The organism is Paracoccus sp. (in: a-proteobacteria) (assembly GCF_046462195.1).
GTDB lineage: Bacteria > Pseudomonadota > Alphaproteobacteria > Rhodobacterales > Rhodobacteraceae > Paracoccus.
Genome location: NZ_JBKGUN010000167.1, coordinates 1 through 2,816, shown reverse-complemented (window position 1 = coordinate 2,816; position 2,816 = coordinate 1). Strand labels below are relative to the sequence as shown.

General features: G+C 65.0%; 3 protein-coding genes. All 3 read left to right on the top strand.

Annotated features, from left to right (window positions below; genetic code table 11):
- Positions 1-726: malate dehydrogenase (locus tag ACLHHB_RS10645; protein WP_410218262.1), on the top strand; the 726-nt coding region annotated here is incomplete at its 5' end.
- 68 nt (positions 727-794) lie between these two features.
- Positions 795-1,970, top strand: coding sequence for a hypothetical protein (locus ACLHHB_RS10640; protein ID WP_410218261.1), 1,176 nt, complete (start codon positions 795-797; stop codon positions 1,968-1,970).
- Between the two features lie 196 nt (positions 1,971-2,166).
- Positions 2,167-2,816 (top strand): ATP-grasp domain-containing protein (locus ACLHHB_RS10635; RefSeq protein ID WP_410218260.1); only part of this gene is annotated, 650 nt, incomplete at its 3' end.

Sequence of the window (2,816 nt, the reverse complement as noted above, 5' to 3'; positions counted from 1 at the left end):
GGCGTGCCGCGCAAGCCGGGCATGAGCCGCGACGACCTGCTGGGCATCAACCTCAAGGTCATGAAGTCCGTGGGCGAAGGCATCGCCAAGCACGCGCCCGATGCATTCGTGATCTGCATCACCAACCCGCTGGACGCGATGGTCTGGGCGCTGCGCGAATTCAGCGGCCTGCCCCACAACAAGGTCTGCGGCATGGCCGGCGTGCTGGATTCGGCCCGTTTCCGCCACTTCCTGTCGTTGGAATTCAACGTCTCGATGCGCGACGTGACGGCCTTTGTTCTGGGCGGGCATGGCGACACGATGGTGCCGCTGACCCGTTATTCGACCGTGGCAGGCATTCCGCTGCCCGACCTGGTCAAGATGGGCTGGACCACTCAGGACAAGCTGGACGCGATCGTGCAGCGCACCCGCGACGGCGGCGCCGAGATCGTGGGCCTGCTCAAGACCGGCTCGGCCTTTTACGCCCCCGCCACCAGCGCCATCGAGATGGCCGAAGCCTATCTCAAGGACCAGAAGCGCGTGCTGCCCTGCGCGGCACATGTGGACGGCGCCTATGGCCTCAAGGGCATGTATGTGGGCGTGCCGACCGTGATCGGCGCGAACGGCGTCGAGAAGATCATCGACATCACCCTGGACCGCGACGAACAGGCGATGTTCGACAAGTCCATCGATGCCGTGAAGGGTCTGGTCGAGGCTTGCAAGAGCATTGACGGCACTCTCGCCTGATCAAGGCTTGAGACTTGGGAAACGGCGCGCCATCATCGGCGCGCCGTTGCTCATTGAAGGGGCCGCCCATGAGCCGCCTGATCGCCCTGCTGCTCTTGTCCGCGGCGCCGGCGCTTGCCGATGACACCACCACGTCGCGGCTGATCGCTGCGGAAGGTCTTTCGGCAGCCGCTGCGCAACTGGAGGCCCGAGCCGCGTCCCCTGATCGTGACATGGCCCTTTCCGCCGTCCGCTTTCTTGGCGGCATCGAAGCGGCCTATCAGGCACGCTGGCAAATGGGCGCGACCGAGCCCCTGCTGCCCCTGCCCGTGCTGGGCGCCGCCCTGCCGTCCAATCCCGAACCGCGGGCCATGCGGGCAGACGACATCAACAGGATGATGCAGGATCTGTCCTTGGCGATGGAGGAGACGCGGCAGGCCTTGCCCGCCGGGGACGGGGCGCTGGTTCTGGATCTGGCCGACCTGTGGCTGGATGTCGATGCCGACAAGCGCCGCAGCCCTCAAGAGGGGCTGGCGCAGCTTGCGGCACTGCCCTTGCCGCAGGGCGCGACGCAGTTGCGCTTCGATGCGGCCGACATGCATTGGCTGCGCGCCTATACCCACCTGATCGAAGGAATGGCGACGCTGATCCTCGCATTCGACCCCGAACCCGCGCTGGCGCAGAAGCTTGCGCTGGACCGGGCTCTTGCGGCGCAGTTTGCGGAACCGCCGGGACAGAAGGCGCGCGCGCCCAGCCTCGACATGCAGGCCCGTGCCCTTGGACCGATGGTCGACCGGATCGCCGTTCTTCTGCAAACACTGCGCCAGCAGCCGGACCCTGACCTGACGCGTGCGGCGGGGGATCACCTGCGCGCCATGGTCGCCGCCAACCGCAACTTCTGGCAAGTGGTTGCGCAGGAAGAGGACAACGATCGCGAGTGGATTCCGAATGACCGGCAACAGGCGGCACTGGGTTTCGAACTGGCGCCGGGAACGGGCAGCCTGTGGCTGGACATTCTTTACGAGGTGGACGAGGCGCTGGCAGGGCGCATGCTGATCCCGTTCTGGCGCTTTGCACCGGGATACGGCATCGACCTGCAGATGTGGCTGGATCAGCCGTCGCCGCTGGACCCGGTCGACTGGGCACAGGGCAGCGCCGCCCTGCCCTATGGTCGTCCCGGCCTGACCGCCGGCCGCGACAACTGGGACCGGTTCCTGAACCTCTTTGGGGACCGATTAGTCCTTTACATGATGCTGCTGAACTGACGGCTAAAGAGCTTCGCCGCCGAATCGAGAAGCTTGTGCCAAGGACGCGCCGGGAATGTGATCACAGTAAATCTGACTGTGATCACAATAAGCGGCTTCCCGCGGGTTTTCGGCATTTTATCGGGAATTCGTTTCAAGCCCTTGTCGCCTCGTGTAACAAGACCGCAAATCTGTCGAACCGAACGAGGGGGTCGAGATGAACATCCACGAATACCAGGCCAAGGCGCTGCTGCGCCAGTATGGCGCGCCCGTCAGCGACGGCCGCATCGTGATGAAGGCCGACGAGGCAAAGACCTGCGCCAGCGAAATGGACGGCCCGCTCTGGGTCGTGAAGGCCCAGATCCATGCCGGCGGTCGCGGCAAGGGCCATTTCAAGGAAGCAGAAGCCGGTGAAAAGGGCGGCGTCCGCCTCGCCAAGTCGGTCGAAGAGGCCGAGGAACTGACCCGCCAGATGCTGGGCCGCACGCTGGTCACGCATCAGACCGGCCCGGCGGGCAAGCAGGTCAACCGCATCTACATCGAAGACGGCAGCGACATTGCCCGCGAGCTGTACCTGGCGCTGCTGGTCGATCGCCAGACCTCGCGCGTCAGCTTTGTCGCCTCGACCGAGGGTGGCATGGACATCGAGGAAGTCGCGGCCCACACGCCCGAGAAGATCGTCAGCTTTTCCGTCGATCCGGCTTCGGGCCTGTCGGACTTCCACGGCCGCCGCGTGGCCTTTGCGCTGGGGCTGGAAGGCAACCAGGTCAAGCAGTGCGTCGCGCTGGTCAAGAACCTGTATCGCATGTTCATCGAGAAGGACATGGAGATGCTGGAGATCAACCCGCTGATCGTGACCCCGGAAGG